Here is a 26,794-nt window from a genome sequence, read left to right as displayed (position 1 = left end):
CAGGAACCACCTGGATCACGAAGCCCATCGAACAGACTCGCAGGACACGGCCTAGTGTCTTGATCGTGACCGAACGACCCGAGCCGTGGCACCGCCGGACCCGCAGGTTCCTGCGCGCGACGGATCAGCGCGGCGAGCTGGTGCGCGGGGCCCGGTTCCTCCGCGGCCTGGTCCCGGGTGACCCGCTGGCGCGGTCGACAGGCCGCTCGTCCGACCGGCTCGCCCGGCTGTTCGCCGAGGCGGGCGCGGACCGGCCCAGCGCCACCCGCGAGCTGGGGCTGGCCGCCGTGCAGGCCTGGCAGGCCGTCCGCCGGTCCGGCGGGCACCCGGTGTCCGCGGACGGGATCACGGTGCTGTTCACCGACCTGGTCGGCTTCTCGACGTGGGCACTGCAGGCGGGGGACGAACGCGTGCTCGAGCTGCTGCGTTCGGTCGGCGAGGTGACCGAATCGGTCGTCACCGGGCATCGCGGCACCATCGTGAAGGGACTCGGCGACGGCGTGATGGCCGTGTTCGCCGACCCTGGCGAGGCGGTGAACGCCGCTTACGAGACGTGCTCCGCCGTGAGCGTGATCAAGGCCGAGGGCTATCTCCCGCACCTGCGCGCGGGGCTTCACCGAGGGAATCCGCGGCGGGTCGGGGACGACTACCTCGGCGTCGACGTGAACATCGCCGCCCGCGTCATGGCCGCCGCCGACGGCGACGAGGTGCTGGCCAGCGGCAGTGTCGTCGACGAGCTGGACCCCGGCGCGGTCATCGTGCGACCGCGCCGGAGTTTCCGCGCGAAGGGGACCCCGAAGGACCTCCGTGTCTACCGGGTCGTGCCTCGCTACTCGAACTCCTAGCCGGGCATCTCCGACGGCTGCGAGTCCAGCCCGGCCCTGGGCTTCGTCCATCCGCCACGCGTGAAGTCGGGTACCGCGACCGGTTTCCCGCCGCGGGCCAGGGAAACCACGCTCAACGGCACGGGGGAGCACCAGGCCGCCGAGTCGTAGACGTCGATGTCCGGCACCAGCCCGGCCCGCATCTGCTGCACGATCCGCCACTGCAGCACGTAGTCCATGCCGCCGTGCCCGCCGAGGTTCGGGTCGTCCTTGAGTTTCTTCCACAGCCAGTGGTCGTGGCGGTCGCGGTACGGCCCGAAGTCCTTCCACGCGTGGCCGCTGTGGTCGGGCTCGACGTAGATCCGGGCCGGGTAGTCCTCCACGATGCCGCGGCTGCCGGCGAGGCTGTTGATGCGGCTGTACGGACGCGGTGAGCTGACGTCGTGCTCGGCGCGGATGATCCGGCCCTGTTCGGTTTCGATCAGGCAGGTCACCAGGTCGCCGTTGATGTAGGTCTCTTTCCACGACGGGTGACCCGGCGGCATGTGGCGTTTCCGGTAGTCGGCGAGCCCCTTCGGCTCGGTCGCCGTGGCGCGCAGTGTGGCGAACCGGTCGCCGCGGTTGACGTCCATGCAGGCGGCGATCGGCGCGAGACCGTGCATCGGGTAGAAACTAGCGGTGCTGCGGGTGTGCCACTTCCGGCGCCACGCGTCGGTGTAATACGTGTCGGAGAACAGCAGCGCGCGCAGATCGTGCAGGTAGCCGCCGTGCCCGTTGGTGACCTCGCCGAAGACGCCTTCGTGCGCCATCTTGAGGATGGCCAGCTCGTTGCGGCCGTAACTGCAGTTCTCGGCAAGGAAGAGGTGCTTGCGGGTCTGCTCGCTGGTGTTGACGAGGTCCCACAACTGGTCGAGCTCGGTCGCGATGGGGAGTTCGACGCCGACGTGCTTGCCGGACAGCAGCGCGGCCTTGCCCTGCGGGTAATGGAACTCCCACGGGGTGGCGATGTAGACGAGGTCGATGTCGTCGCGGGAGAGCATCTTCTGGTAGGCGTCGGCGGACCCGCCGTACTCGGCCGGGCGCGGACGCCCGGCGGCGGCGAGTTTGTCCGCGGCGGCCTTCGCGCGCTCGGCGCGGATGTCGCAGACCGCGGTGACCACTGCGCCCGGGACGGCACTCCACCCGCCGATCATGGACATACCGCGATTGCCGAGACCGATCAGCGCGACGCGGACGGTCTGGTGCCGCTCGAACGGGACCCCGATCATGCTGCGCTGACCAGGGCGGCGGGGCGCACTTACCGCCTCGTCCGCGGCGGTCGCGCTCGTCGGGATCGCGGCGAGCGCCCCGGCTGCGAGCGCGCCGCCGAACAGTGTCCGGCGGGAGACTGAGGGCAGGTCGGCCATGAAGAACACTCCTTCGTGTCGCCTTCGGTGCCCAGACCTTGTCCAATCGCCGCCGGATATGTCAAGAGATGCGCCAAAGTGCGCAGCAAACTGCACTTTTGCGCAATTAGTGTGCTTGTTTGTCGGTGTTTCGTGCAGCCCGGGTGCGCGTACGCACCCGGGCCGCGCGGGCGGTCACCGGCGGATCAGCACCTGGTCGATCGACTTGCGCACCAGGTTCGGCACCACGCAGTCGCCCGCCGGATAGCCGACCGGGATGACGGCGAACGCCTTCTCGTTCTGCGGCCGCTCCAGCAGTTCGCCGAGGAAGCGCATCGGCGACGGCGTATGCGTCAACGCGGCGAGCCCGGACAGATGCAACGCCGTGAGCAGCATGCCGACCGCGATGCCCACCGACTCGTCGACGTAGTAATGCTTGTGCTTGGTGCCGTCCTCGTCGAGGAAGTAGCGCTGCTGGAAGACCACGATGAGGTACGGGGCGTCGGTGAGGTGGGTCTTGACGGCGTCGGTGCCCAGCGGGCGCAGGGCGGACAGCCACTCCTCCCCGAGCCTGCCCTCGTACGAAACGCGTTCTTCCTCTTCGGCGGCCTCACGGATCCGTTGTTTGGTCTCGGCGTCCTTGATGAGCACGAACGTCCATGGCTGCTGGTGAGCGCCGCTGGGCGCCGTCGCCGCCACCGCGATGGCGTCCACCACCACCTGTTCGGGCACGGGGTCCGTCGAGAACATCCGCACGGTGCGGCGGGTGTCCATGCGGCGGCGCAGATCGGCGGCGGTGGCCAGCGATTCTTCCGCGGGCACACGCGCCGGACGGTAGGGCACCGGCTCGAAGGGGTCACCGTAGGTCGGGGTCCACTGTGCTGTGGTCATGATGGCGATTCTGGCGGCGGATCCGGTTTTCGGGAAGCCCCGGAGCGAGGTTATGTCCCTGGAGTTATGCCGCCGTCTGTCTCAAGTGGACGGACGCCGGTCGTCGTAACGGGTGGGTGTTTCCGGTACCTAGAGCGCCGCTCAGTGGTCGTCGCGGCGTAGAGATAGGTATCCACTGCACGACTTTCGTCGGTGTCAGGTTTCTCTTGCCGCGCACCAGAATCAGCACACCCGTCCCCATCGCGCGGCCGAACCCGTGCCGCAGAAATGAGTCGGAACCATGCGACTGCGCTCCTTTGCCCTGATCGCCGGCACCGCCTTCGCGGCACTGCTCGGTGTCACCGCTCCCGTGGCGTCTGCCGCGGAACCGTCCTCCGACGTCCAGCCGATGATCATCGGCGGCCAGAACGCGACGAGCGGCCCGTGGGCGGCCAGGCTCTTCGCCAACGGCAGGCAGACCTGTACTTCGACGATCATCGCTCCGCAGTACATCCTGACCGCGAAGCACTGCGTGGCGAGCAGTGGCACGTTCACCTTCCGGATCGGCAGCCTCGACCAGCAGAGCGGCGGCACCATGGCCACCGGCTCCACCGTCACCCGGCACCCGAGCGCCGACCTCGCGATCGTGCGGCTCACCGCGCCGGTGAACGCGACGTACTCACCGCTGGGCACCACCGCCAACGTCTCCGTCGGGCAGACCGTCCAGGTCTACGGCTGGGGCGCGACCAGCCAGTGCGGCTCGGAGATCAACTGTCAGTCCCGCTACCTGAAGGTTGCCAACGTCTCGGTCACGTCGGTCTCCTGCCGTGACTACCACGGCGGCATCGCGGTGTGCGCGCGTCGCGGCGACGGCATCACCGCCGGTGGGGACTCCGGTGGCCCGATGTTCGCCTCCGGCCGTCAGGTCGGCGTCGCCTCGACGAGTGACCGGCAGACCACGACCGCGTACACGAACATCACGCGGTACCGGCCCTGGATCCAGCAGATCGCCGGCGTCTGACGGCTCGTAGCAGTCTCGTAGCAGTGAGGCCCTCCCCGGCGCTTGCCGGGGAGGGTCCTGTGCTTCGCTCTAAGCGGTGTCCTGTAAGTCCTGTTGGCGGTCTTGGCGCCCAGATGTCGCGAAAGCCACTTTCGGGACATCAGGCGTCGCGAAAGTGGCTTTCGCGACACGCTCCGGCAGCACAGGGCCACTTGCGGGACGCCACCACCGACCTGACTGTCCACAAAGGTCTCTCGCCGCGAAGGTGGTGCCCGATTGGTTCGGTTTGAGTGGTTTTATACACATGCGCGTCAAACGGACATCCGGTCGACCAAAAGCGTCCTTTGTGGACATTTATGGGAGGCGCGGACTTACGGGACAGCGCTCTAGTCGGGTCGGCCGACCTGGGTGTTCGACAGGTCGAGACCGATCGCGAAGTCCGCCGTGTAGCCGCTTCCGGTCTGTTGCGGACGCAGCAGCATCTGGGCCCCGCCGTTGCGGTAGATCGAGTCCCGGCTGTTGGTCGTGTCGGCCGGTCCTTTCCGCCGGTACGGTTCGGTCCGCAGATAGGCCGCGCCGAACTCGGGGGTGAAATAGAGTTGCGAAGTGAACTCGTACGGCCGGCCGTTGGTGCCGGTGGTGCGGATTTTGAGGTGGATATGGAGCGTGCGTCCCGTATACCACCCCGGCAGAATGGTGGTGAACCGGGCCGCTCCCGTTTGGTCGGTGTTCTGGTAACCGCGCAGGAAACGGCGGCCTCGGCTGCCCTGGGACGGAATGTCGGAGTACAGCCCGAACGCGTCGCACTGCCAGAGGTCGACCATGGCGCCAGGTAGTGGCGTGCACTGCTGCTGGCGGATTTGCTGAACGGTGAAATTGAGCGCCAGCGCGGTGCCGGGAACCAGCTGCCCGGTGGACGGCTCAGTGCGGATATCGGAGCGGTTGAGTCGTTCGTCGACGAAGTACGGGCCCTCCATTTGTTCCGGCTTGACCACGCAGTCCAGCGTGCAGACATCGGGCGCGCCCGGACTGGAGGTGGTGGCGCTCGCGGTGGTGGATCCGGCGACGGCGAGTGTCGCGCCGGCGGCGCCGAGGAGAATCAACGCCTGCCGCCTGCCGAGAACTCGGCCTACTGGCTCATCATCGTCATGCATGGGGTTCCTTTTCGCCAAATGATGGGAGTAAGGGAACTGAACGCGACAAGGATCGGCAACAAGGTGTCGCGCGCGTCTGATTTTCCAACAGGACTCGGCCGCTGTCGAGAAAGTTCACTCGCGTGCATCATACTTCGGAGCGGGCACTGTTCTTTGATGGGCCGAATTCGTGAACCGCTGTTACGGCATTTCGCCTACGGCGCCTCGAAAAATCCAGTTTGAGAAAGCTTTCGTGCCCGATGATTCGCGACGTTGACGCGGTTTCCGCATAATCCCGGCATGCAATAGCGGCGCCGTCCGGGGCGTGTCGTGTCGATGAACGCACCTCGGCAGGTGGGTGCGCCACAGGCGCGGAACCGTTCCACGCCGAGAGTCTGGACGACGCCGAGTATTCCGACGCCACAGACCAGGGCCAGAGAGTCCGCGACTTTCGCGCCGGGCCGGACCGAAACGGCCCATCGTGCACCCTCGGGCAGGAGGGTGACGTCACCGATCGAAGAGGTGAGCGCGGTGGCGCCGGTGATGAGGCGTGCCTGGTCCGGGTGGTCGATCAGCTCTCGCACAGTGACGCGTAGGCGGTGAACGGCGCGCAGATCGCCGGGTCGGGAGGGTTCGGGCAATGCGTGAAGCTCGGTGAAGGCGGCCAGAGACGTCAGGTCGGGCAGCTTGTCTTCGCCGTGCCAGACCTCCGGTGCGGTGTTGACCAGCTCGGTAGCGACGCCCGCGGCCCGGACGTAATCGTCTAACGCTACTTGCATCCCTTACCGACCTCTCGTACGTTCGCGGTTAACCGCTACTTTAACCCTTACCGGGAGGTTGTCCGTGGAGATCGACGCCTTGGTGTTCGACATACTCGGCACGCTCGTCGACGAACCGGCCGGGATCCGCGAGGCGGTCCGGCAAGCGGTGCCGGATGCCGATACGGACGATCTGGTCGACCAGTGGCTGGGCCACGTCGAGATCGAGCAGCGGCGCATCGTCGCGGGCGAGCGGCAGTACGCCCCGAGCGACGTTCTCGATCGCGAAGCGGCCCAGCTGGTCACCAAGACGGACGTGGTGCCGAACCTTCCGCCCTGGTCCGACACCGTCGAAGGGCTGTCGAGGCTTGCCGAGCGGTACCCGATCATCGGCCTCTCCAACGCCAGCCGGACGAGCCTGCTCCGGATCAACGCCCATGCGGGTCTCCGGTGGCATCAAGCGCTTTCCGCCGAGGAGGCGCAGACCTACAAGCCCGACCCGGCTGTCTACGAACTGGCCGTCAAGGCCTCAGGTGCACCGCCGGAGCGGCTGCTGATGGTCGCGGCCCACGCGTGGGATCTGAGGGGAGCGCAGAGTGTCGGCCTTCGGACCGCCTACGTCGCCAGGCCCGTCGGCGACCCGCCGTCGGCGGCGGACCGGTTCGACTTCCATGCCGACGGCCTCGTCGATCTGGCGGCTCAGCTGGCGAAAAGCCGGTTGTGATCAAAACTGTCGGTGCCTCCCGCTAGGTTCGTCCCAGTCCCCATCGAGGCACCCCCGCAAGGAGAAGATGCGTTGTCAGACTGGGAAAGAGCAAGCACGGCCAGGGTGCTGTCACCCGCTCGCCCGCGCAAGCTCGCGAAGGTCCCGTTCGTCGAACTGGCCGACGGACGGGTGCAGGGAGTGGTGTCCAGCGGATCGGACATCGGCCGGGTGTACGTCTCGTCCGTCGCGGCGAGCACGTACGAGTTTGCCTGCAGTACCAACAACAATCGGCCCTGCGGCGGGGCTCGGGGCATGTTCTGCAACCATATTCTCGCCCTCATCAACGAATCCACCCTTCAGTACGGTGCCGAGCGGGTCGCGCGGTACCTGCGCGTCGAGGTTCCGGAGCCCACCGCACAGGCCATTTCGCAGACCATGAGCGCGACGCGGCCGTCGCAGGGTGACAACACCGCCGCCGCTTCCGTGTTCAGCCAGTTCTTGCGGCACTTGGCCTACCTCGAATTCGAGCCGTCGACGGCGCCGGTGCCGGAGCTGCAGTGGTTCCCGCCGACGAGGGCGGTGGTCTGATGCGCGTCGATCTGCTCACCGATCCCATCACCGGTCTCGACGAGGCGCTGGCGGTCGTCGATGCCTTCGACGACGTGCTCGTCACCGGCTTGCTTCGTCCCCAGAAGGTCACCGGCTTGATCGAGTTGGCCGATGCCGTCGCGGGGTCGCCCTTGGCGGCACGGGTCGCGGAGGCGGCGGAGAAGACCGCGGCCGGTGCCGCGGGGGAGGAGCACTTCCTTTCCCTTGCGGCGGCACGGATCGCGGTGTTCGGCTCCGTGCACGACGCGGTACTCGCACGCCTTGTCGAAGCGACCGGGCGGCCGCTGGGCGAGGACTCAGCCGGGCAGCCCGCCGAGCCGGAACCGCCCAATCTGCTGGTCGCCGCGCGGTCCTGGCTGTCCGATCTGGCCCGCGCGGGCTGGCAGGGTATCGACCACGACCTGATCTCGGCTTCGGCGCAGGTGATCTCCGCGTTGCTCGCGGAGCCGAGCCTGCGTCGGCTGGCCGTCCTGCTCGACGGTTTCGCCGCGGAACTCGCGGCGTCCTGTCCTGGTGCGGCGTTGGAGCGGATCCCCACCCGGCGCTGGGGCGACCTGTGGTCGCGCGGAATGCTGCTGACCCTGCGCGGAGCGGCCGCGACGCCGGCGATCGGCACGGTCACCGGCCGCCTGCTACCGCTCGGGGTCGATCTGCTGGAACATGCGACGGCCGCGCAGGCTCAGGTCCACGCGGTCTTCGAACCCGAAGACGGCACCGCTCCGCGGCTCGTGCGCGCGAACGTGACCGCGCCGAAGCCGGACACGATCATCGGCGCCGGGATCTGGCAGTTGCTGCGCCCGCATCTTTCCTTGCTCGCCGCGATCAGCGAGGGCCGCTCGATGGAGCTCGCCGACATGCCGGTCACCGCGGAGGGTGACCTGCTCTGGCGCGACGAGCATGCCCGTCTCGGAGAGCCCGCGGACGCGTTCTCCACGGCGCGCGTAGCTCTGCCGAAGGCCGTCACGCCGACGGTCGCGCCACTGGATCGGCACCCGGTGCGGCTAGCTGTTCCTGTCTTCCTCGAGGGCTACGACGTCGAGGGCGAAGAGGACACGCTCACGTTCACCTTCGCCGGGAATCGGCTCTCCGTCGAGACCGATCGCATCCCGGCCGCCGGTCCGCTGACCCCGAAGGCGGTCGCGGGTTCCAGCGCGTGCATCGGCCTGATCCGGTGGGACGGCGGATTCCGGCTCCAGCCGCTCGCCGTCGAGACCACCGTGCGCAAGAAGACCACCGCCGTGCACGCCGGAGCCTGGGCGGGCGGCACCACGGACAAGGCCGGGGTGAAAGCCGAGAAGGCGGCCACCGACGCCGCGGCCGTACTGCGCGAACGCGCCGGAAGGCTGTTGCGGAAATGACCGAACCCGAGGACAACCGCCGCCAGGTCCTGTACTGGCGGCTGCTCGCCCGGCTCTTCGACAGCGAGGAGCAGGCCGCGCTCGAATCGGCGAGCGTGGCCGTGGTCGAGGACATCGGCCTGCCGTCCGCGCTGCTGGATCCGAACGTCGCGGTCGACTCGGTCGTCCAGCGTCATCCGGAGCTGGCGGCCGAGTTCGACGGGCTGATGGCCCCTGAGGCCGAGGACAGCCGGGACAAGGTCGCGGAAGTGCGGCGCGCGGCTCTCGTGTCGAAGGTGCTGCTCAACGTCTTCGCGCCGGCGCCGCCCACGGTGACGGCAGGGCAGCTGTCCCGCTGGCAGGCCGACGCGGGCTGGCTGGAGCGAGCGCTGGGCTGCCGTCCGGGCGAGTTGCGCGGAGGTCGTCGCGGCGGCGCCCCGACCGGCCTCGGCGGCACCGGCGGTGGCGGCGCGCCCGATTTGAGCACCCTGCTCCCGGCGATCGGCCCGGAGCTCGGCGGCATCGAGGCGGACCTCGTCAAACGGATGCAGCTGCGTGAGGTCCTCGCCGACCCGGCGCTCGCGGCGAAGCTGAGCCCGAGTATGTCTCTCATCGAACAGTTGTTGCGGGACAAGGACAACCTGTCCGGAGTGGCGTTGGCCAACGCCAAATCGCTCATCCGCCGCTACGTCGACGAGATCGCGGAGGTCCTGCGGACCCAGGTCGAGAAGGCATCGACGGGCAAGGTGGACCGCTCGGTCCCGCCGAAACGCGTGTTCCGCAACCTCGACCTCGATCGCACCATCTGGAAGAACCTCACCAACTGGAGCCCCGACGAGGAGCGCCTCTACGTCGATCGCCTCTACTACAAGCAGACCGCGAAGAAGACCACACCGCAGCGGCTCATCGCGGTCGTCGACCAGTCGGGCTCCATGGTGGACTCGATGGTCAACTGCGCGGTGCTGGCCTCGATCTTCGCCGGACTGCCCAAAGTGGACGTTCACCTGATCGCCTACGACACGCAGGCGCTCGACCTCACACCCTGGGTGCACGATCCCTTCGAAACGCTGCTGCGCACCAACCTTGGCGGCGGCAACGACGGCATGGTCGCGATGGCGCTGACCCAGCCGAAGATCGCCGAACCCGCGAATACCGTGGTGGTGTGGATCTCCGACTTCTACGAGACTCGCGTCGAGCAGCTCTTCGAGAGCATGGCCGCGATCCACCGGTCCGGGGCGAAGTTCATCCCGGTCGGTTCGGTCACCAGCGCCGGCCGGGGCAGCGTGAACCCCTGGTTCCGCGAGCGCTTCAAGGATCTCGGCACGCCGGTGATCTCCGGCCACATCACCAAGCTCGTCCACGAACTCAAGACTTTCCTCACCTTCTGAACCTCCCGAAAGGCAAGACATGTCCGACCTGTTGCGCGCCCCCGCCGAGATCAAGTACGCCGAAGAGCTGGACTGGCTGGAGTCGGTCGACGACAACCCCAAACCGTTCGCCTGGCGCCTGTCCCCGAAGATGCTGCGCCTGTTCATCCTCGGTTCCGAGCGCGCCGACGGCCTCGGCCGCGAGATCGCGCAGAAATGGTTCGGCGACCGGAACATCGTCGAGCGGGCCATCGTCACGCTCGCTTCGGACCGCGGGCTCCTGCTGATCGGCGACCCCGGCACCGGCAAGAGCTGGCTCGCCGAACTGCTGGCCGCGGCCATCTCCCGTAACTCCACGCTCGTCGTGCAGGGCACCGCAGGCACCACCGAGGACCACATCAAGTACTCGTGGAACGTCTCGATGGTCATCGCCAAGGGCCAGTCCCGCGAGTCGATGATCCCGTCGCCGATCATGACCGCGATGGAGGCCGGCTCGATCGGCCGTTTCGAGGAGCTGACCCGCTCAACCAGCGACGTACAGGACGCGCTGATCTCGATCCTGTCGGAGAAGTACATCTCGGTACCGGAACTGGACAGCGACGGCATCGTCTTCGCCAAACCCGGTTTCTCCGTGATCGCCACCGCCAACAGCCGGGACCGCGGTGTCAACGACCTGTCGTCCGCGCTGAAGCGACGTTTCAACTTCGTTCGCATCCCGGTGGTGACCAACAAGAAGAGCGAGGCGGAGATTGTCCGCTTCCGCACCGAGGAACTCCTGCGCCGCCACCAGATCGAGCTGGACGTTCCGCCCACGCTGCTCGACGTGCTGCTGCGCAGCTTCGGCGACCTGCGTGCCGCGGCGGCGTCGGCGGGCAGCGACGACGAGAAGCTGGAGTCCGCGTTGTCCACGGCCGAGCAGATCGGTGTGCTCGAAGACGCGGTGCTGCACAGCAACTTCTTCGGTGAACGCGAGCTGACCGCCCGCACGCTGGCGTCCTCACTGGTCGGTTCGCTCGCCCGTCGCGAGCCGGAGGACCTGGCGATCCTCAACAAGTACCTGCACGGTGTCGTCGAGCCGCGCAGCAAGGACGAGGGCGGGGACTGGCCCGAGTTCCTCGACGGCGGCCGCGACGCGATCGCCTCCCTCTCGTGAGCGGCGCCTTCGAGGCGTTGCGCGGCCAGTTGCAGGAGGCCGCGGCCGCCTTCGCCGACGGGCCCGGCGCACTGGAGGGCATCCTGCTCGGGCTTGTCGACGACGTCGACCGAGCGGTACGCGAGCCTTTGGAGATCTTCCCGGTCTGCCACCATTCCCCGGCTTCGGCCGTGGCGATGGCACGGCGGCTGCGGGAGAAACAGCCGAAGGTGGTGTACCTCGAACTGTGCGAAGACATGGCGCCGTTGCTGACCGAGCTGCGCAACTGCCGTCTCCCGGTGGCGGTTCAGGCCTTCGCGACGGAAGTGAAGGGATTCCCCGCGGAGTGGGCGCCCCTGTCCGTGGTCGCGCCGATCACCGAGGCTTCGGCCGAGTACCAGGCGATCGCGTACGCCCTCGACACCCCGGGCGTCGAGCTCGTCCTCGTCGACCGGTCGGCGGACCACGTCTTCCAATGGGACGAACGGGAGCCGTCCCCGGAACCGGACACGCCGCCCGCCGAGGAAGAGGCGGCGCTGCACGGTGACGCGGTCGGCGTCGAGATCGGTGATCTCCGGCCCCGGTTCGCCGAACTCGAGGAACACCTGCTGCGGCACGGGCGGGTGCGGCACTGGTCGGAGTGGTGGCACCAGTACGTCGAGCTGCCGCTCGGCGACAGCGACCACGACACCTACCGCCAGGTCATGTTCCTGATCGGCAGCCTGTTCCGTCGTCTCGCACCGGGCGACACCCGGCGTGTCCGGGTGGACGAAGACCGCGAGCGCTACATGTGGACCCGGATGCGCGAGCATCTCTCCGCCTCGGGCGCGGATCCCGCGGACTGTCTCTACATCTGCGGTGCCTTCCACGCGGCCAGCCGGGTCGCGGAGTTCGGCGTCGAGGGTACGGACGGCTTCGTGATCAGCCCGCGCAGCGAGAGCACGTGGCAGTACGGTCTGATCCCGTCGAGCCACGCCTCGATCGAGGCGCAGTTCGGGCTCGCCGGGGGATCGGTGTCGATCGCCGCGACCGAGTGGGCGAAGAACCTGAAGCGCACCAAGGTGAAGCAGTTCCAGCTGGAAGGACAGGTAGGAGGGCCGAAGCGGAAGAAGGCCGCGGAGCTGCCCGCACCGACGCCGGATCCGGTGGCAGTGGATCCATCGGACCAGCTTTCGGGCTTCCTGCAACGACCTCCGGTGCTCGATCGGCTGGACGAGGCCGAACTGCTGGGGTGGTCGGTCGAGATCGTCCGCGCGGCGCGCCGCAACGGTTACCTGGCCTCGACCGCCGATGCCATCGCGGTGTTCGAGACTTCGATCCTGCTTGCGGGTCTGCGCGACCGGGCCAAGCCGACGCCGTACGACTTCCAGGACGCGGCGGTCACCTGTATCGAAAAGGACGTCGTGCCCGGCAGGCGCGACGTGCGCCGCCTCGTCGAGATCATGATGGGCGGGGACCGGATCGGCCAGGTCGGCTATGACGCGTTGCCGCCGCTGGCGCGCGACGTGCACGACCGGCTCGAACCCCTGAACCTCAAGCTACAGCAACGAGGTGTGCAACGGGCGCTGCTCGACATCGCGTCGAGGCCGGAGCTGGAGCCCTGCTCCGATCTGCTGTGGATGCTGCGCTACCTGATGCCGCGCGGTGCGGCGCGGCCGATCATGGGGGAGCGGCGGCTCGGCGAACGGCCGATCCAGGAGTCGTGGGATCTGGCGCTGGGCACCCACCAGCGGGCCCTCATCGAGCTGGGCTACGAAGGCGTCAGCGTCGAACAGGTGCTGGAGCAACGGCTTCGGCGAGCGGCCTACCACCCGCGGGCCACCGCCGCGAAGGTACTCGGCGCGGTCGAGGACGCGACGCTCTACTTGCGCAGCGCCCGGCTGGCGGGGGACTTGGGCACGCGTGCCCTTGAGGTGCTGGCCACCGAACGCACCGTCGACGGCGCTCCGGAAGTGCTGCGGCGGGTGCGGAGGCTGCTGGCGCACTACCGGACCAGTGAGCCGGTGCTGCCCCGGTGGATCGAGGACTTCGTCCGGACGGGGTACGCGCACTACTGCACGCTGCTCCCGGCGGCCTTCGCCGACGAGGAGGCCGGTGTCGAGCAGGTCGCCGCGATGCTGGGCTTCCTGTTCAGCCTGGAGGCGCTCGCGTTGTCCCTGGGATGCGACCGTACGCAACTGGAGCTGGCGATCGCCGGATCGCATCCGGAAGAGCCGTCGAAGGTGGCGCTGTTGTGGGCGGCGCAGGTCCAACTCGGCCGCCTCTCGCGCGCGGAACTGCGGGAGCGCTGCGCCGGACTGCTGGCGAACCCGATGGTGCTGCCCGCTTATCCGCGCTACCTGAGCGGTTTCGTCCACGCGTTGGAACCGGCGCCGGGATTGGCCGACTTCGTCGTCGAGGCGGTGTCGAACGCTTTCGCCGAGCTGCCGGACAGGCTGCTGCTGCCGTGGTTGCCGACGTTGATCACCACATTGCGATCCCGGGGCGCGGAGCTGGTGCCGTTGCTCGTGCGTGAGGCGGGGCGGATCTTCCCCGGCAGCCTCGCGGCGCTCGACGCCTGGGTCCCGCCGTGGGAAACCCAGCCGGAATCCCTTGCGGTGACGAGGAAGACCGGGGGAAGCGGCCTCGCGCTGCTGGCGGCGCATCCGGCGACCTGCGACGCCGTGGCGGGCCTGCTGGGCTGCGAGGAGCCGTGGGGGAGCACCGCGCCCGCCGGCTTGGCGCTGCTCGAACGGTATCCGGACTCCGCCGCCGCGCTGGAGGAGGTGCTCACCGGCCGGTGAACCCGAGGGGCGGTCGCCGGACGTCCGGCGACCGCCCGATCCGTCAGTCGGCGGCCAGCGTGACTCTCGGCCGGTGATCTGCCGGCTGGCGGGGGATGTCGCCGCGATGTGGCAAGGGATCCTCGGTGATCGCGTACCAGGCGCGGAGGTTGGCGGGCTTCCGCCAGTGCTCGGTGGTCTCGGCGACCTGATCGTGGACATAGAGGGCATGACTGCATGTCTCATGCCAAGAACTGACGAGTTGGTCCGGCGTCCGCCGGCCACGGAAGATCTCCGCGTAGATCGTGAGCAGGCAAGAGAGTGAATGCCGGGATGCCGCGAGCCATGCTTGTCCGGTCGCGTCGAGCCGATCCGGGGTGGTGCCCTCGCAGACGGAACACTCGCAGACCCAGAAATGGTGGATGTCCGGTGTCCCGGCGAAGACACGCTCACAGGTCTCGAGCCGGTGGTAACTGAGGAGTCGTGTCACGAAGGCCGATACGCCGGGCGGTCGTGGCGAACGGCGGGCCGTTGCCGGGTAGAGATGGCGAAGTGAACTGCTCGTGCCCACGGCCGCGGTATGAGCGCCATGGCAGAGCGCGCCGACGGCGGAAACGTCGCATCGCAACAGGAGAACAGGAACACTCGCGGTGGCCAAAATTCGGAGAAATCCCGTGAGCAGGTAGTGGATTCCGAAGGGATCGTGGTCGTGTTCGAAGACGAACGCGACCGGCACCCCGTATTTGTCGATCTCCCTTATGAGCGCTTCACGGACCGCCGGACTGGAGAACCATTTCGTGGCCAGGGGAAGTACGGCGACGACCGGCCCGGATTCCCTTGCGGCGGCTTGGAGGATCGTTCTCAGGCCCGGCCAATCACGTGGTGCGAGGTAGCCGGAATCGGTGAGCGGTACCAAACCGAGTTCTCGCTGGCGGCGGACCCAGGCGGGATGGGTTCCACGGCGGGCGCCGACCCGGCGCCTGCCCGAGTATCGATCGGCGTCGCACAGGATCGGGCCGTGGAATCCTTGATCGCGCAGGCGCAGAACGGTGGACTCGGGAGAGCCGCCGGTGAGGACGACACCCGCGTGGGCCTTCTCGGCGATATCGAGAATCGAATCCACCTTGGTCGATCGGCACTGGATCAACAGGCGCCCCCGGAGCGCGTCCAGCGAATGATCCATCCCTTCACGGTGAGCTACCTCGACCGGCGTGTCACCGGTCCTCACACCGATGCCGGTCGCTGTCGCACTGACAGAGCAGGAACCACTTACCCAAGGCGAGAAATGAGGTTCCTGTGGGTGGATCGGAGGGGCAGGCGCGAAGCTCCCTCACCGGCAGTGTCCGGCCGTCGCGGGTGCGATCAGGCCGCGGTCGCCGTACCCGGCCATGACGGCGAACGGCCGAGCAGGGCGACGATCGTGTCCAGGTCGGATGCCCCTTTCTCGTCGACGGCCGGGCCGAAGGCGGCGCCCGGAGCCTTCCGGTTCTTCCCGTCCGGGATCGCCTCGGCGAACCGCAGGCCGGCGTCGAGTACCTCCCGCTGGAACTCGAGCGGCAGGCCGAGGGTTTTGGCCACGTCCCAGGAGTGCACCAGGTAGTCGACGAAATGGAAGCCCAGCGCCTGTTCCGCGGTGAAGGTGAGCTCGGTGGAGAACTCGGGAAGGGCGAACCTCCGGTCGGCGAGGTCGTGGGGGACGAAGGCGTTGAGGACCCGGTTCACCGAAGCGCGGTAGGTGGCGATGGGGTCGTCGCCCAGCGGGAGCAGCCGCCAATGGTCGAGGTGGCTCTCGCCCTCGGCCGCGGCGGCGAAACCGTGGTGCTGGGTGGTCATATGCGCCAGCAGGCCATGCAAGGTCCAGGCGCTGCACGGGGTCGGCTTGGTCAGATCCGCGGGGGTGATCTTGCTGACGAGGTCGAGGCTGGTCCGGGTCACGAGGGCGTCGAGGATGCGAAGCTCATCGATAGGCATGCGCATATCATCTACATGTGCGTACGAGTTAGTCAACAGGTTTCGCGGGCCAGGTCGGTATGGTCTGCGCATGGCGGAGCAGGGGAGGCCGGATCTGGCGGCGATGCTCGGCGGGCTGATGCGACGGCTGATGAACGCCGAGACGCCGGTGCTGGCCGAGCACGGGTTGACCATGTGGGGCTACGTGGTGCTGAGCGCGCTCGACGACGGACCCGTCCGCACGCAGGCCGCGCTCGCGAAGGCGATCGGCGCGGACAAGACCCGGATCATCGGCACCCTCGACAACCTCCAAGACGACGGGCTGATCACCCGCGAGCCGGACCCCAAAGACCGCCGGGTCCGGCTGCTGGGGATCACCGAAGCCGGCCGCGCCGCGCGAAAGTCGGCCCAGTCGAAGATCCAGGAGCAGGAAGAACGGCTGCTCGGACGGCTTCCCGCCGTCGACCGGGCGGCGTTCCTTCGCGCCGCGCGTCTGCTGTCCGAAGCCGAGTGGCCGTGACGGGGTTCACCCGAGTACGTCGGTGACCATGCCCGGCGGGTAGTCCGACGGCGACCGGCGCCACCACGCGCCGAAGGCCTGAGCCAGCCGCCGTGGCACTTCGACCTGCGCGCCGCCGCCGTGGAAATCGATCGTGACCAGCACACCGCCGATTTCCGAGGTGTCCCAGGGGATTCGCCGGATCAGCTTCGCGTAGTCGGCACTGGCGGACACGAACGTGACCACATTCGCCGCCCCGAGCCGGCGGGCCTCATCGAGTACGGCGTCTTCGAGCACTCCCGGCGGCCAGTCGCCGAGCTTGAGTTTCCGGTCGTAGTAGGCGATCGGCTCGCCGGCGCGCAGGATCCCGTAGCCGCCGCTGAGGATCAGCAGCCGTCCGGACGCGGCGGCCTCGCCGAGGGCACCACCGACGTTCCGGTAGAAGTTCCCGGTGTAGCGGAGCCACGCCGGTCGCAGCCCGCCGCCGTCGACCTTGGACCGCGCCAGGACCTCGGCCCGCGCGCGAAGCATCGGCTCGGGCCAAAGCGCGGACCCCGCGGAGGCGTCGCCACCTCGGTTCTTGGCCTTCGAGGGGCCGAGGACGATCAGGCTCTCGCCCGGCTCGATCGCGTTCAGAACGGTCACCCGCGAACCCTAAAGCGCCTCGCTGACCGGACGCTGATCGGTCCCGGGCATGCTGGAGGGACCAGACCGCGGAAGGAGGACCATGTCAGCATTCGTCGTGCACGGCCTGTGGTCCCGGGGCCGCGGGATCGTGCTCTGGGGCGAGCACGGCGACCGCCCGGCGACGACGTCGATGCGGCCGTCGAGCTCGGCCCGGCCGCATCCGTTCGCCGCCTCGGTCGCGGATCTGACCGCCCTGCACCCCGGTAAACCGGCGTCGGCCGTTCTTTTGCTTCCGTCGCGTCGCGGCGGCCCGGTCGCCTCGCCCGAGCTGGGCGCCCGTGGCCGTCCACAGCAGGAACTGACGCTGGAACCCTGGTCGGTGCCCGCGCTCCTGATCGACCCCTCGGAGCTGGAAGACCTGGCCGAGACGGTCAGCTACGGCACCTCGGTCCGCCATCTCCGTGCCGTCGTCCGGCTGGCGGACGATCTGGTGCGCCGCGGCCGCGTGCTGCCCACGCTCGTGCGGAACGAGATCGTGGCGCGGGCACGCTGGCGGCCCGTGGCCAGGGGCGGTGACGCGGTCGCGGTCCGGGCGCTGATCGCGGCCACCCCGCCGGTCGGCCGCGCCGAACATCCCGGGCCGGATCCGGCGGCGCTCGTCACCGACGCGCTCCACACCCTGGTCGACGCGGCGGTCCGCGATCGCCTCGCCGCCGCCGGACACGCCACGGAAAGCGATGGCCGCGAGGGCCCGTTCGGGTCGTGGCTCCACGCGCTGAAGAGCGCCGACGACCGGATCGGCCAGGCGCCGGGGCGGATGGGGATCGTCGCCGAGGGCATCGCCGCCTGGGACGCGGTCGGCGACACCGACCTGACCGAGGGCACGGTCTGCCTCCGGCTCGACGAGGTCCCCACGCTGCACGGGCCGGCCGACGACCCGGACGACCAGACCGGCGACGGGACCAAATGGCAGCTGCGGTTCCTCCTGCGCTCCACGGCCGATCCCAGCCTCCTGCTCCCGGCGGAAGACGTCTGGTCCGGTAAGGCCGGCGCGAAGTTCACCGACCCCGAGGGCCTGTTCGCCGCCGAACTGGAGCGCGCCGCCGGTGTGCTGCCGCTGCTCGGTCCCGCGGTCGACGCCGAGAAGCCCGGCATCTACGACCTCACCGTCGCCGAAACCGTGGAGTTCCTCGACGGCGGCGCGGAACGGCTGGTGGCGGCCGGCTTCGACGTCCAGCTCCCGGCGAGCTGGGGTGGCAGGCGCAAGCTGGCGCTCAAGCTGTCCGTCCGCGGCGCTCCGGTCGACCAGGCCGCCGTGCACCGGCTCGGCCGTCACCAGCTCGCCTCCTACCGCTGGGCGCTCGCCGTCGGAGAGGACGCGCTGACCGACGAAGAGCTCGCCGGGCTCGCGGCCGCGAAGTCGTCACTGGTCCGGCTGCGCGGCCGCTGGGTGAGCGTGGACCCCGAACTGCTGCGCGCCGGGCTCGAATACCTCCACCGCGACCCGGACCGCGAGAAACCGCCGCTGCCCACCCAGGCGGACCTGCTGGCCCTGCTCCACGGCGGTTTCGAAACGCCGCTGCCGGTCACCGAGGTCACCACCGACGGCTGGATCGACGACTTCCTCGCGGGCCGCGTCCAGCGCACGATCGAGCCGGTCGAGCCGCCGCCGACGTTCCTGGCGACCCTGCGGCCTTACCAGAGCCGCGGTGTCGCGTGGCTCTCGTTCATGGCGTCGATCGGGCTCGGGGCGTGTCTCGCCGACGACATGGGGCTGGGCAAGACCGTCCAGCTCCTCGCGCTCGAAGCGATCGAGCGGGCTCAGGACGACAGGCGGCCGACACTTCTGGTCTGCCCGATGTCGCTGCTCGGGACATGGCAACGGGAAGCGGCCAAGTTCGCACCGGAACTGCGCGTTCACCTCCATCACGGTGCCGATCGCGGCCGCGTCCGGACCGAGGGTGTGGACCTGGTCGTCACCACCTACTCGACCGCCGCCCGCGACGTCGACGAGCTCGCGGCCATCCGGTGGCACCGGCTCGTGCTCGACGAGGCGCAGGCGGTCAAGAACCAGAACACCGGGCCCGCGCAGGCCTTGCGGCGGATCCCCGCCGGGCACCGGATCGCGCTGACCGGGACGCCGGTGGAGAACCGGCTCGCCGATCTGTGGTCGCTTTCGGATCTGCTCAACCCCGGCGTACTCGGTGGCAGGCAGGAGTTCCGCGAGCGGTTCGAGGTGCCCATCGAGCGCCGGGGCGATCTTCCCGCGGCCACCGAGCTGCGCCGGCTGACCCGGCCGTTCCTGTTGCGGCGCCTCAAAACCGATCCCACCGTACTCGCCGACCTTCCCGAGAAGATCGAGATACTCCAGGAGTACCGCCTCACCCGCGAACAGGTGACCCTGTACCGCGCCACCGTGGACGAGATGATGACCAAGATCGCCGACAGCGCCGGGGTCAAACGGCGCGGCAACATCCTCGCCGCGATCACCAAGCTCAAGCAGATCTGCAACCACCCCGCGCATCTGTTGCACGACGGCTCGCCGATCGGGCACCGTTCCGGCAAGGTCAACCGGCTCGAAGAGCTCCTGGCGGAGATCCTGGACGCCGGTGATCGCGCGTTGTGCTTCACCCAGTTCGCCGAATTCGGGCACGTGCTCGTACCGCATCTTTCGCACCGGCTGAACGCGAAGATCGCCTTCCTGCACGGTGGCCTGTCGCAGCGGCGCCGCGACTCGATCGTCGAGCACTTCCAGTCCGGCGAGGGCCCGCCGATCCTGCTCGCGTCACTGAAGACCGGGGGAGCGGGGCTGACACTCACCGCGGCAACCCATGTCCTGCATCTCGACCGGTGGTGGAATCCGGCGGTGGAAGAACAAGCCACCGACCGTGCCTTCCGTATCGGCCAGCGGCGCAGCGTCCAGGTGCGGAAGTTCGTCTGCCCAGGGACCATCGAGGAGCGGATCGACGCCGTCATCACCAAGAAGGAAGCGCTGGCCGATCTCGTCGTCACCGACGGGGAGGACTGGCTCACGGAGCTGTCCACCGATTCATTGCGCGAGGTCTTCGCGCTCGGGCGGGAGGCCGGCGATGACTGACGGATTCCGCCGCGCACTCGACGAACTGGGCGTCCACAAAGGACTGGTGCCAGCCTGCCGGGTCGACACGCTCACGATCGGGCCCGGCGCCGCGGTCGCCCGTGTCCGGGTGACCCGGCAGCGGTTCTACGAGGTCCGCATCGGCCTGCCGACGTTCGGCAAACAGGTGTGGACGGCGGTCATCGCCGCCGTCGCCGCGGACGAGAGCGCGAAGACGGCCTTGCTCGACGGCCGGATCCCGGACGACATCGATCGCTTCTTCGCCGCTGAGCAGGTGCCCCTGTTCCCCGAAGCGGCGTGGGAACTGTCGCTGGACTGCACGTGCCCCGGCACTCGCGTTCCTTGTGATCACCTCGTCGCCGGGCTGATCGCGCTCGAAGACGAGGCGGACCCGTTCGCGATCTTCACGCTCCGCGGCCGCGACCGTACGGCCTTGCTCGACGAGATCGGGCGGCAGGCGGGCACCCGGGTGAGCGCCCAGACGGCAGAGGCCGAGACGCCCGGCCTCGACGAGGTGATGGACGACTTCTTCGGCTGGGGCCCGGCCGGTGACGTCACGAACATGCGACGGCCTCGGGCCGGGGACCCGTTGGGACTACTCGATGAGGTCCCGCCGCTCAAGGCCACAGTGGACGGAACCTCGGTCACCGCCCTGCTGCGACCGCTCTACCGGGCGATCACCGATCAGGCGAAGTAGGCGTCGACGACCTCGTCGTCCACTTCGGACAGTGTGGCGGGGGACCACTTCGGGGAGCGGTCCTTGTCGATGATCTGTGCCCGGATCCCCTCGGCGAACTCGGCGGTGGAGAACGCGTGCGTCGAGATCCGGAGCTCCTGCGCCAGCGCGGTTTCCAGATCGGGCATCGCGGCGGCCGACCGGAGCGCACGCAAGGTCACCTTGAGCGCGGTCGGCGACTTCGCCTCGATCTCCTTGGCCGCGGTGGCCGCGACGTCACCCTCGGCGTGGAGCCTGGCCAGGATCTCCTCGACGGTGTCCGCCGCGTAGCATCGGTCGATCCAGGTGGCGTCGGCGGCCAGCGTGCTCGGCGGCGCGGGTTCGGCGATCAGCGCCAGCGCGTCGTCCGGGGAACGGGCGGCCAGCGCGTCGAGCAGGTCCGGGATCCGTTCGCTGGGGACGAAATGGTCGGCGAGTCCACAGTGGATCGCGTCGGGACCCGAGATCGCCCCGGCGGTGAGTGCGATATGCGTACCGAGTTCGCCGGGTGTGCGGGACAACAGATAGGTGCCGCCGACGTCCGGGACGAAGCCGATCCCGGTCTCGGGCATGCCGACCCGGGAGCGTTCGGTGACGATCCGGTGGCTGCCGTGCGCGGAGACGCCGACGCCGCCACCCATGACGAGCCCGTCCATCAGCGCGAGGTAGGGCTTCGGATAGCGCGAGATCACGGTGTTGAGGTGATACTCGTCGGCCCAGAACCGCAGGGACGCGGTGCCTCCGCCGCGGGCGTCCTCGTAGATGGCGCGGATGTCGCCGCCCGCGCACAGCCCGCGATCGCCGGCGCCGTCGATCAGCACGGCGCGGACACCCGGGTCGGTGCGCCACGTTTCGAGGTGGTCGAGCATGGCGAGGACCATGCCGTGGTTCAGCGAGTTCAGCGCACGCGGCCGGTTCAGCGTGATCCGGCCGATTCCGCTCTCGACGAGGAACTGGACGTCATTCACGAAGCCACCCTAAAAGTAGGACGTCCGACCATGTGGAGCTTGTGGCGCACGCCTCAGCGCGCGGGAATTCTGGTAATCATCGGATATGAGCGAACAGCCGACGGCGGCGGAGCTTGCCGACGAACTCCTCGACGTCCTCGCGACCGAGATGCCCTTGATGGCGACTTTCGACAACATCCCGGGACACGACCACGAGTTGCGGGACGTCTCGGAGGCCGGTGACGACCGGCTGAGGGAGCGGGCCGTCCGCATCGCCGGGCACGCCGCCCGCTCCACGGATCCGGACCGGATCACCCTCGGTGTCGTCGCCCATCACGCGGAATCGCTGCTGACCAGGCTTGATTCGCGGAAGACCGAGTACACCCTCGCCGATCAGATGGCGGCCGAGGGGACCGGTGTGCTGTCCTGGCTTCCGCAGTTAGAGCCGTCGGGGGAGCAGGCGGAAGAGGACTATCTGGCCAGGCTGGCGGCGTTTCCGGAGTTCTTCGGGGCGCTGGCCGATCGTCATCGCGCCGGGATCGCGGCGGGCCGGACCCCGGTGGAACGGGCGGTGCGCGGCGCGATCGACCACGTCGACCGGTTCCTGGCCACCGAACCCAATCCACTGCTCGTCCCACCGCTGACCGGTGACCGCGCGGAACGACGGCAGCGGCTGTTCACCGAGCAGGTGCGCCCGGCGCTCGTCGCCTACCGCGAAGTGCTCGCCCGCGAGATCGCCGGACGCGGCCGTCCCGACGACCGGCCAGGCCTCTGCTGGCTGGACGGTGGCAAGGAAAGCTACGCGGGCCTGGTCAGGACGCACACCACCACCGGGATCTCGCCGGAGGAACTGCACCGGACCGGCCTCGAACTCGGCCGGGAGCTGGACGAGGAGTACCGGCGGCTCGGTGCGGCCGTGTTCGGCGAGGACGACCCCGTCGCGGTCCGGCGGCGGATGCGCACCGATCCGTCGCTGTGCTGGCGGGACGCGGACGAGATGATCGCGACAGCCACGGAAGCGGTCGCGCGGGCCACGGCCGCCGCTCCCGGCTGGTTCCGCCGGGTGCCGTCGGCCGAATGCGTCGTGCGTGCCGTGCCGGAAGCCGACGGGCCTTCCGCCGCGCAGGCGTACTACATGCCCCCGTCGGCTGACGGCGGCCGTCCCGGCGTCTACTCCACCAACACCTACCGGGTGACCGAACGGTTCCGGTTCATCGCCGAGTCGGTCGCTTTCCACGAAGCTGTTCCAGGACACCATTTCCAGGCTTGCGTGTCCTACGAACTGGAAGACGTGCCGCGGCTGCGCAAGCTCGTCCCGCTCTCGGCGTTCGACGAGGGCTGGGCGCTCTACACCGAGCGGCTCGCCGACGAGATGGGTCTGTATTCCGACGACGTCATGCGGCTGGGCATGGTCGCCGAGGACTCGTTGCGTGCGGCGCGGCTCGTCGTCGACACCGGGCTGCACGCGTTGGGCTGGACCCGGCAGCAATGCGTGGACTACCTCGCCGAGCATTGCGTGCTGAGCGACGTCGAGGTGCAGTCCGAGACCGACCGGTACATCGAATGGCCCGGTCAGGCCCTGTCGTACATGACGGGCAGGCTGGAAATCCAGCGACTGCGAGCTTTCGCCGAGGAGCAACAGGGCGAAGCCTTCGACATCCGGGATCTCCACGACGTCGTGCTGAGGAACGGGCAGGTGCCGCTGCCCGTGCTCGGCGACATCGTGCGGGAGTGGGTGGCCGGCACGCGGCGCCGGGAGTGACCCCGGCGCCGCGTGTCCGGGCTCAGTCGCGCTTCGCGAGCGTCGCGACTTCGGCGTCGGTCAGCGGCCGGTCGTAGAGCCGGACGTCGTCCACCGCGCCGCGCAGGAAGTCGACCTGCTGACCGCCGTACTGCCCGCGGCCGATCACCGTGTGCCCGGTGCTCGGCGCGGCGGAGCAGGCGTTCTGCGCGGCGACCTTCTTACCGTCGACGTAGAGCGACAACGTGCCCGCCTTGACGTCGCGGACGCCGGTCAGGTGATACCAGCGGCCGACCTCCGGCTTCTCCGGCGACAGGGCACGGAGGCCGACGAAGCTCATCGCCCACCGCTGGTCCTGTCCGGAGTACTGCAGGAAGAACGCGCTGTCGCGGCCGGTGTCCTGGCTGACGACGGTCTGGAACGCGCCGCTCGCCTCGTCCAGCTTGGCCCACGCCGAAACCGAGTAGCTGCCGGCCGTGTTCACGAGGTTCGCCCCGGTGTCGGCCTGCCCGTTGCCCGCGAAGGCCAGCGCGCCGCCCTGGACACCGCCCGCCCACTGCGCGTTCGTCAGCGTGGCGTGCGCGGTGCCGACCGAGTCCTTGGCGCTGGATCCGGTGCCCTCGTCGAACTTGTAGGCGTGCACTCCGTCGATCCCCGGAGTGCCGGGACCCGGGTCGGGCGCGCCCGAGCCGCTGCCGTCGGCGTTGCGGATGATCGCCTGGTTGACCGCCCGCACCTGGGCGAAGTCCATCTTCTTCACCTGCCTGTCGTAGGTGAAGAAGCCGTTGACCTCGTGTTCGACGTCGGTGATCTGCGTGTAGATCGAGCCGCTGATTCCGCAGCTCTGCGCGGACGCGAGCACCTCGCGCTGATTCTGGACGTAGCGGCTGTTCAGCGTCGCCTGGTCCTTCACCATCTCGTAGGCGTGGCCTTCGCCGAACCACATGTGGTTCTCGACTTCGAGGCCGTAGCCGCCGTGTTCGCCGTCGATCGAGATCCGCTTGGCGTCGGGCATCGGCTTGGCGGGGCCGGGATAGGCGTGCCAGTCGATGACGTCACCCTTGCCGGAGTCGCCGAGCGAGTCACAGCAGTTGACGCCGCTGTGCGCGTTGACCAGCCGCGTCGGATCCTGGGCTTTGACGTCGTCCGCGATCTTGCCGGTGGTCTCGCGCGACCACTCGCCCCAGCCTTCGTTGAACGGCACGTAGCCGACGATCGAGGTCCAGTTCTTCTTCTGCTCCACCAATTCCTTCAGTTCGACCTGGAACTGCCGCTGCGCGTCGGCGGGCGGACGTCCGCCGGTGCGCATCGACGGCATGTCCTGCCAGACGAGTAGGCCCAGTTTGTCGGCGTGGTGGTACCAGCGGTCGGGTTCGGTCTTGATGTGCTTGCGGACCGTGTTGAAGCCGAGGACCTTGTGCTGTTCGAGGTCGAAGCGCAGCGCCTGGTCGGTCGGCGCGGTGTAGATGCCGTCCGGCCAGTATCCCTGGTCCAAAGTGGACTGCAGGAAGAGGATCTTCCCGTTGAGGGTGAACCGGAGTTTGCCGTCGGCGCCCTTGGCGGTGCCGAATTCGCGCATGCCGAAGTAGGACGACACCTTGTCGACGGTGCGGCGGCCGTCCTTCAGTTCGACGTCGAGGTCGTAGAGGAACGGCGAATCCGGCGACCAGAGCTTCGCGTTGGGCACCGGCAGGGAGAGCGTCCCGGCCGCGGACGCCTTGGTGCGGCTGACGACCTTCCTGCCGTCGCGGACCACGGCCTCGGCGGTGAGCCCGGAGTTCCCGCCGGTGTCCACGGTGAGCTTGAGCGTGGAGGACTTGAGGTCGGGCACCATGCCGAGCGTGCCGATATGCTTCGCCGCGACCGGTTCCATCCAGACCGTCTGCCAGATACCCGAGGCGCCCTCGTAGAAGATGCCGCGATCGGGGACCAGCCGCTGCTTGCCGACGGGCTGCCAGGTCGCGTCGGCGCGGTCCTCGACGCCGACGATGATCTCCTGCTCTCCGTGGGGTTTCAGCGCCGAGGTCACGTCCGCGGAGAACGCGCCGTAGCCGCCTTGGTGCGCGGCCACCTCCTTGCCGTTGACGTAGACCTTCGCCTGGTAGTCGACGGCGCCGAAGTTGATCCGGAGTGTGTTGTCCCTGCCGACGTTCCAGTGCCGGGGCACGGTGAACGTCCGCCGGTACCACATGTAGTCCTCGTGCCGCTGGATCCCGGAAAGCGCCGATTCGGTGGGGTAGGGGACCAGGATCCTCTCGGCGAGCTTCTCGCCGAAGGGCGGGGCCTCGCCTGGCGCGGCGCCGGCGAACTCCCAGACCCCGTTGAGGTTCTGCCAGTTCTCGCGCACCAGTTGCGGCCGGGGGTACTCGGGCAACGCGTTGGTGGGCGACACCTGGTTCGTCCACGGGGTGGTCAGGCGTGGCTTGCCCATCTTCCAGCCGCTCTCCGCGGCCGTCGCGGCCCCCGACGTCAACGCCAGCGCGGAGGCCACCGCGACCGCGGCCGCCAGTGTTTTCCGGAAACGTCTCGTCTTGCGGGGACGGTGTGGTGACAACGTTGGCAACATCTGCTCGACACCCTTCTCCGGGGGCGGCCCGCCTCGGCGGAGGTGCGCCTCCCACTGGACCTGTGCAGGCGTGAAACCACGACCCCGTGGCCGGGGGAACCGGTGTGAGCCGGGCCACGGCTGGTCGTCAGGATGTTTTTACATCGTTGATACAACGTTGTAAAGCGTCGAAGGCCTCGAATCGGTCCTGGGCGGGAGAGCTGTCCGGTGTGTCAGGAGCGGTGGATTTCCCGCAGCCACTCGCCGAGTTCGCGGTAGTCGGCGCCGGTCAGGCCGTGCCGGGGATCGACGCGGTGCAGCAGGGCCGGCCCGGCGTGGTGGCCGGACACCCAAGCGCGATCGATCTCGGAGATCTCGTCGTCGACCCAGGCGAACGGGCGGTTCTGGGCGTGTTCCAACAGAGGTCGGGTCTTCCAGTGCAGGCCGATGCGAGCGTCGGTCTCGTCGGTGCCGGAGGGCCCGGGCCAGTCCACCACCGGCAAGCGGGGCAGGCTGAGTCTCGGTGCGAGAGCGTCGTTGGCGTCGTGCATCCATGTCGTGGCCCAGACGAGTTCTCCGGGGAGTGCCTTCAGTCGTGGTCCATGCGAGGGATCAAGCCTGCCGAGAAGCGGATTTTCGTCATCCCGTGGCGGGGGGCCGAACAACGGGTAGCGGGAAGGTTCCAGCCCGAACGGAATGAGCGGGCCATCCACGTCGAGGTAGATCAGGGGATCTGGTGCCACGGCGGCACACGCTATCGGTGTTCATTGACACGATAACTGACCGATAA

At 68.8% G+C, this 26,794-nt stretch carries 22 protein-coding genes; 12 read left to right on the top strand and 10 right to left on the bottom strand.

Features of this window, described 5'->3' with window-relative positions:
- The first annotated feature begins 59 nt into the window (after positions 1–59).
- Positions 60–845 (top strand): adenylate/guanylate cyclase domain-containing protein, encoded by a 786-nt coding sequence (locus ACFVM3_RS14785; RefSeq protein ID WP_378438926.1) that lies wholly within the window; start codon positions 60–62, stop codon positions 843–845.
- On the opposite strand, the gene ACFVM3_RS14780 is transcribed toward ACFVM3_RS14785, so the two are convergent.
- Both ACFVM3_RS14780 and ACFVM3_RS14775 read right to left on the bottom strand, forming a co-directional pair.
- Positions 842–2,230: a Gfo/Idh/MocA family protein gene (locus tag ACFVM3_RS14780; protein ID WP_378438924.1), complete on the bottom strand. Its 1,389-nt coding sequence runs from the start codon at positions 2,228–2,230 to the stop codon at positions 842–844. The genes ACFVM3_RS14785 and ACFVM3_RS14780 overlap by 4 nt on opposite strands.
- 174 nt (positions 2,231–2,404) lie before the next feature.
- Positions 2,405–3,100: a nitroreductase family protein gene (locus tag ACFVM3_RS14775; RefSeq protein ID WP_378438922.1), complete on the bottom strand. Its 696-nt coding sequence runs from the start codon at positions 3,098–3,100 to the stop codon at positions 2,405–2,407.
- A gap of 280 nt (positions 3,101–3,380) precedes the next feature.
- On the opposite strand from ACFVM3_RS14775, the gene ACFVM3_RS14770 reads away from it, so the two are divergent.
- Positions 3,381–4,100: a S1 family peptidase gene (locus ACFVM3_RS14770; RefSeq protein ID WP_378438920.1), complete on the top strand. Its 720-nt coding sequence runs from the start codon at positions 3,381–3,383 to the stop codon at positions 4,098–4,100.
- 365 nt (positions 4,101–4,465) lie between these two features.
- Here ACFVM3_RS14770 and ACFVM3_RS14765 read toward each other — a convergent pair whose 3' ends face one another.
- Complete coding sequence (locus ACFVM3_RS14765; RefSeq protein ID WP_378438918.1) at positions 4,466–5,233, bottom strand: twin-arginine translocation pathway signal protein; 768 nt, start codon at positions 5,231–5,233, stop codon at positions 4,466–4,468.
- A 194-nt stretch (positions 5,234–5,427) separates the two neighbouring features.
- Entirely contained in the window at positions 5,428–5,991 is a 564-nt protein-coding gene (locus tag ACFVM3_RS14760; RefSeq protein ID WP_378438916.1) for a CGNR zinc finger domain-containing protein, read from the bottom strand.
- Between the two features lie 64 nt (positions 5,992–6,055).
- Here ACFVM3_RS14760 and ACFVM3_RS14755 point away from each other — a divergent pair, with 64 nt between their 5' ends.
- The 6 genes from ACFVM3_RS14755 to ACFVM3_RS14730 all read left to right on the top strand — a co-directional run bounded on the left by ACFVM3_RS14755 (position 6,056) and on the right by ACFVM3_RS14730 (position 13,904).
- On the top strand, positions 6,056–6,694 hold the full coding sequence (locus tag ACFVM3_RS14755; RefSeq protein WP_378438914.1) for a haloacid dehalogenase type II: 639 nt from the start codon (positions 6,056–6,058) through the stop codon (positions 6,692–6,694).
- A gap of 72 nt (positions 6,695–6,766) precedes the next feature.
- On the top strand, positions 6,767–7,264 hold the full coding sequence (locus ACFVM3_RS14750; protein WP_378438913.1) for a hypothetical protein: 498 nt from the start codon (positions 6,767–6,769) through the stop codon (positions 7,262–7,264).
- A complete protein-coding gene (locus ACFVM3_RS14745; protein WP_378438911.1) occupies positions 7,264–8,643 on the top strand; it encodes a hypothetical protein in 1,380 nt (459 codons plus the stop codon). The genes ACFVM3_RS14750 and ACFVM3_RS14745 overlap by 1 nt, the downstream gene beginning before the upstream one ends.
- The gene (locus ACFVM3_RS14740) at positions 8,640–10,010 is read left to right on the top strand and encodes a VWA domain-containing protein (RefSeq protein WP_378438909.1); all 1,371 of its coding nucleotides are present in this window, start codon (positions 8,640–8,642) and stop codon (positions 10,008–10,010) included. Before ACFVM3_RS14745 ends, ACFVM3_RS14740 begins: the two co-directional genes overlap by 4 nt.
- Before the next feature lie 19 nt (positions 10,011–10,029).
- Positions 10,030–11,142, top strand: coding sequence for an AAA family ATPase (locus ACFVM3_RS14735; protein WP_378438907.1), 1,113 nt, complete (start codon positions 10,030–10,032; stop codon positions 11,140–11,142).
- The gene (locus tag ACFVM3_RS14730; protein ID WP_378438905.1) at positions 11,139–13,904 is read left to right on the top strand and encodes a DUF5682 family protein; all 2,766 of its coding nucleotides are present in this window, start codon (positions 11,139–11,141) and stop codon (positions 13,902–13,904) included. The genes ACFVM3_RS14735 and ACFVM3_RS14730 overlap by 4 nt, the downstream gene beginning before the upstream one ends.
- Positions 13,905–13,947: 43 nt before the next feature.
- Here the strand turns inward: ACFVM3_RS14730 and ACFVM3_RS14725 are convergent, their stop codons facing one another.
- Together ACFVM3_RS14725 and ACFVM3_RS14720 are read right to left on the bottom strand one after the other, a co-directional pair.
- Positions 13,948–15,066, bottom strand: coding sequence for a hypothetical protein (locus ACFVM3_RS14725; protein ID WP_378438903.1), 1,119 nt, complete (start codon positions 15,064–15,066; stop codon positions 13,948–13,950).
- Between the two features lie 179 nt (positions 15,067–15,245).
- Positions 15,246–15,854 carry a TIGR03086 family metal-binding protein gene (locus ACFVM3_RS14720; protein ID WP_378438901.1) on the bottom strand — a complete coding sequence of 203 codons (609 nt, stop codon included), beginning with the start codon at positions 15,852–15,854 and terminating at the stop codon, positions 15,246–15,248.
- 70 nt (positions 15,855–15,924) lie between these two features.
- Here ACFVM3_RS14720 and ACFVM3_RS14715 point away from each other — a divergent pair, with 70 nt between their 5' ends.
- Positions 15,925–16,353 carry a MarR family winged helix-turn-helix transcriptional regulator gene (locus ACFVM3_RS14715; RefSeq protein ID WP_378438899.1) on the top strand — a complete coding sequence of 143 codons (429 nt, stop codon included), beginning with the start codon at positions 15,925–15,927 and terminating at the stop codon, positions 16,351–16,353.
- A gap of 6 nt (positions 16,354–16,359) precedes the next feature.
- Here the strand turns inward: ACFVM3_RS14715 and ACFVM3_RS14710 are convergent, their stop codons facing one another.
- Entirely contained in the window at positions 16,360–16,977 is a 618-nt protein-coding gene (locus ACFVM3_RS14710) for a hypothetical protein (RefSeq protein WP_378438897.1), read from the bottom strand.
- Between the two features lie 82 nt (positions 16,978–17,059).
- Here ACFVM3_RS14710 and ACFVM3_RS14705 point away from each other — a divergent pair, with 82 nt between their 5' ends.
- Both ACFVM3_RS14705 and ACFVM3_RS14700 read left to right on the top strand, forming a co-directional pair.
- Positions 17,060–20,056 (top strand): DEAD/DEAH box helicase, encoded by a 2,997-nt coding sequence (locus tag ACFVM3_RS14705; protein ID WP_378438895.1) that lies wholly within the window; start codon positions 17,060–17,062, stop codon positions 20,054–20,056.
- On the top strand, positions 20,049–20,753 hold the full coding sequence (locus ACFVM3_RS14700) for a hypothetical protein (protein WP_378438893.1): 705 nt from the start codon (positions 20,049–20,051) through the stop codon (positions 20,751–20,753). Before ACFVM3_RS14705 ends, ACFVM3_RS14700 begins: the two co-directional genes overlap by 8 nt.
- On the opposite strand, the gene ACFVM3_RS14695 is transcribed toward ACFVM3_RS14700, so the two are convergent.
- Complete coding sequence (locus ACFVM3_RS14695) at positions 20,741–21,739, bottom strand: enoyl-CoA hydratase/isomerase family protein (protein WP_378438891.1); 999 nt, start codon at positions 21,737–21,739, stop codon at positions 20,741–20,743. The two genes, ACFVM3_RS14700 and ACFVM3_RS14695, sit on opposite strands and share 13 nt — an antisense overlap.
- An 85-nt stretch (positions 21,740–21,824) precedes the next feature.
- Between ACFVM3_RS14695 and ACFVM3_RS14690 the strand changes: the two genes are divergently transcribed.
- Positions 21,825–23,480, top strand: coding sequence for a DUF885 domain-containing protein (locus ACFVM3_RS14690; RefSeq protein WP_378438889.1), 1,656 nt, complete (start codon positions 21,825–21,827; stop codon positions 23,478–23,480).
- 22 nt (positions 23,481–23,502) lie between these two features.
- Here ACFVM3_RS14690 and ACFVM3_RS14685 read toward each other — a convergent pair whose 3' ends face one another.
- Both ACFVM3_RS14685 and ACFVM3_RS14680 read right to left on the bottom strand, forming a co-directional pair.
- Positions 23,503–26,025 carry a LamG-like jellyroll fold domain-containing protein gene (locus ACFVM3_RS14685; RefSeq protein WP_378438888.1) on the bottom strand — a complete coding sequence of 841 codons (2,523 nt, stop codon included), beginning with the start codon at positions 26,023–26,025 and terminating at the stop codon, positions 23,503–23,505.
- Positions 26,026–26,237: 212 nt separating this feature from the next.
- Positions 26,238–26,747 carry an HAD domain-containing protein gene (locus ACFVM3_RS14680; RefSeq protein WP_378438886.1) on the bottom strand — a complete coding sequence of 170 codons (510 nt, stop codon included), beginning with the start codon at positions 26,745–26,747 and terminating at the stop codon, positions 26,238–26,240.
- Positions 26,748–26,794 lie beyond the last annotated feature (47 nt).

Source organism: Amycolatopsis sp. NPDC057786 (assembly GCF_042797905.1).
Taxonomy (GTDB): domain Bacteria; phylum Actinomycetota; class Actinomycetes; order Mycobacteriales; family Pseudonocardiaceae; genus Amycolatopsis.
This window is presented reverse-complemented; position numbering and strand designations above follow the sequence as displayed.